The sequence below is a fragment of the Mariniflexile sp. genome, assembly GCF_052728615.1.
In genome coordinates this window covers 1-3,312 of record NZ_JBFVFE010000112.1, presented here as the reverse complement: position 1 = coordinate 3,312, position 3,312 = coordinate 1, and the positions used below count along the sequence as shown (strand labels likewise).

Annotated in this window: 3 protein-coding genes; 2 read left to right on the top strand and 1 reads right to left on the bottom strand. The window is 31.9% G+C overall.

Annotated features, from left to right (window positions below):
• Positions 1-208 precede the first annotated feature (208 nt).
• Positions 209-1,312: a Fic family protein gene (locus tag ACU1LP_RS19385; protein ID WP_445737092.1), complete on the top strand. Its 1,104-nt coding sequence runs from the start codon at positions 209-211 to the stop codon at positions 1,310-1,312.
• A 157-nt stretch (positions 1,313-1,469) separates the two neighbouring features.
• The gene (locus ACU1LP_RS19380) at positions 1,470-1,796 is read left to right on the top strand and encodes a YegP family protein (RefSeq protein WP_445737091.1); all 327 of its coding nucleotides are present in this window, start codon (positions 1,470-1,472) and stop codon (positions 1,794-1,796) included.
• Between the two features lie 539 nt (positions 1,797-2,335).
• Here ACU1LP_RS19380 and ACU1LP_RS19375 read toward each other — a convergent pair.
• On the bottom strand, positions 2,336-3,109 hold the full coding sequence (locus ACU1LP_RS19375) for an O-methyltransferase (RefSeq protein ID WP_445737090.1): 774 nt from the start codon (positions 3,107-3,109) through the stop codon (positions 2,336-2,338).
• Positions 3,110-3,312: the final 203 nt, after the last annotated feature.

Here is a 3,312-nt window from a genome sequence, read left to right as displayed (position 1 = left end):
AACAGTGATTCTCTAGCTTTTTTAGACCAAAGGCTAAAACCGCTAAATCCAACTAAATTAGTAGCTTAAAGGAAGGTGCGAAACTTGAGTAATTTTTAAGATAGATAATAGTAAAAATATCAATATAAACCATAATGAGCCGATTAGTTTTGTTAATCGGCTCATTATTTTGTTTATTTTTGAGCTAATTAAATAATATAATCGACTCATGACCTATAATTGGCAACAAAAAGATTGGACACAGTTTAGCTACGATATAAGTAAGCTAGAGGATAAGCTCTATGCTTTTGCTGAAAAATCAGGGCGAATCAGTGGAATTTTAAAAACCATGTCAATAGAAGATCATGCTCAAACGATGATAAATATTATGGTAGCTGAAGCCATTAAAACCTCAGAAATAGAGGGCGAGTATTTAAGTAGAATAGATGTGCTTTCCTCTATCCGTAATAATTTGGGGCTTAATGTTACTCCGGAAAGTGTCAAAAATAAAAATGCTGAGAGTATGGCAACTCTTATAACAGATGTGCAAAACAGCTTTGCTGAAAAACTGACTAAAAAAAAGCTTTTTGATTGGCATAAAATGATATTTCCTACTGCCACAAATATCAATATAGGCGCATGGCGGATACATGAAGATCCTATGCAGGTGGTATCTGGAAGAATAGATAGACCAATCGTCCATTTTGAAGCACCACCTTCTAAGCAAATACCATTAGAGATGGATAACTTCATCGCTTGGTTTAATGAGACTGCTCCCAATGGTTCTAAAATGATTAAATATGCCCCTATACGATCGGCTATATCTCATCTTTATTTTGAAACAATTCACCCATTTGAAGATGGCAACGGACGTATTGGACGTTCTATAGCTGAGAAAGCATTGTCGCAGACTGTAGGTTACCCAGTTCTCTTGAGTCTTTCAGCAACAATAGAAGCAAAGAAAAAAGATTATTATAATGCTTTGAAAATGGGGCAAAGTAGTAATGAAATTACTTCTTGGCTTGAATATTTTATCGACGTTATATTGAAATCACAAGATGAATCAGAATCCTTGATTGATTTTACCCTGAAAAAATCTAAACTTTTTGACCATTATGAAAGTCAATTAAATGATAGGCAATTAAAAGTTGTTAAACGTATGCTTGAAGAAGGACCAAAAGGATTTGAAGGTGGTATGACTGCTAAAAAATATATTCGGATTACCCTAACATCTAAACCAACAGCTACAAGGGATTTACAAAAATTAGTGGAGTTAAAAGTTTTCAAAGTTGAAGGAGATGGACGAAGTACATCTTATTACATTAATTTTTGAGTATAGGAAGGTTTATTAAACGAGATTAAAAGAATTATTAAAATTTTAATAATTCTATACCTCTTTATTTTATTTTCAAAAGCCTCAGATAATTTAATTAGTTGATATATTGACTTTTTCGTAAATTGGATACCAAATAATTAAAAAACTATTTATTATGGCAAAATTTGAAATATACAAAGACAAAAAAGGTGAGTTTAGATTTAGACTAAAAGCAGGTAATGGACAAAATATTCTGGCTAGTGAAGGGTATGCTGCTAAATCTGGATGTACAAATGGCATTGAATCCGTAAGAAAAAATTCAACGGATGATTCAAGATACGAAAGATTACAATCCAAAAACAGTAGCCCTTATTTTAATTTAAAAGCTGGAAATAATCAAATTATTGGGACTAGTGAAATGTATTCATCTACAAGTTCTATGGAAAATGGTATTACGTCAGTAAAGAATAATGCACCTAATGTTATGTTAATAATCAATTGACGGATAAAGTCTTTTTAGTTTTAGTTGATTTAAAAACATAATCAAATTGTTTTTTCATACTCTTTCTCAGGGTCGATATTATTATTGCTTTCATGATATTGTTTTTATGTACAAAAAAATGTACAACAAAAAGTACAATATTTATACCAAAAGTACAAATGTTTTTTTATTAGGTTATTGCCTACTTTAAGATATGCTCAGTTTTAATTGATTATACAGACTGTTACTTGGTTGTCAGCAGAAAGTAACGAATTCAAACTTGTTCATGTTTTTTAAATCAATAAAAACCTTCAAATATTGATATTTAACTGGTTTAAATTTTTTTCAATTGGCTGCAAAATGATATTTTTCCCTCACTCCTGCCTGCCGGCAGGTTTCGTCTTTTTATAACTCCGTAACGATGCTATGCAGTTCAAAAAAGCCTTCAATTGAGCAAAAAACCGCTATTTTCTGTCTGCTGACGAGGGGCAGGTTAGCTTCAATCAAAAAAGTTTAAACCAGTTCATTTAAAAAGCGGATTATTTTCTTGAATGACACACTTAAACTCTAACAACAAAATGCTCCTTTACCTGTTCCTTTCTAAAAAACACCAATCCCCAAAAAAAGGTATCAATGGTAACGGTTATTTTTGGATGTTGTTTTATGGTTTCCCAAGCTTCGGTCATGGGTTTCGACCAATAGATATCATCAAAAATAAAAATAGAATTGTTGTGAGCGGTTTGTAATAAGGTTTCAAAATAGTTTAAAGTTGCTTCTTTTTGGTGGTTGCCATCAAAAAAAATAAGGTCGTAGGTAGGTGAAGACAAATCATTAACCTCAGTATTAAAATTCCCCGTAATTAAATCGACATTCTTTAATTGATGCTTTTCAAAATTAGCCTTTGTGAATTCTGAAATATTCGGGCAACCTTCAATAGTTGTTATTTTAGCATTCGTATTTGCTAAATGCATGGCTTGTGTTGCAATACCTAAAGAAGTACCCAATTCCAATATATTTTCAAACTTAGAATAGGAGGTAAGTCGATATAAAAGTTTCGCCCGTTTATTGGTAGTACCCGCATTTTGAGCAATTTCAGAAACAAGACGTTCCTTTTGGTTTGAAACCTGCGAACCTGCACCTAAATCTGTTATTTTTATTTTGGATTTATTTTGAAGCAGATGTGTTTTATAGGCTGAAATGCTTTTGTAAGCGTCATATTTTGAGTGGTCATAAAAACACTTTGTAACTAAATGATAGACAAAAGGGGAGTGCACACCGTGTTGGTTGGTGGATTTTAAAAGGAATTTTATGTATGATGAAATTTGGTGTTTCAAGTTTGAAGGGTTTCAAGTTTTTGTTATTACACAGAGATTCACAAAGGTTTCACAGAGTCGCACAGAGAATTTTTTAGTTTTCAGTCGCAGTCGCAGTTGTGTTTTTAGTTTTTAGCAATTATTTTAGGTTATGTTTTAGAATAATGTGGAATAGTTAATTCTTTGTAATTTTCTTCAATTGATTTATATGTGTTCATTGCCTT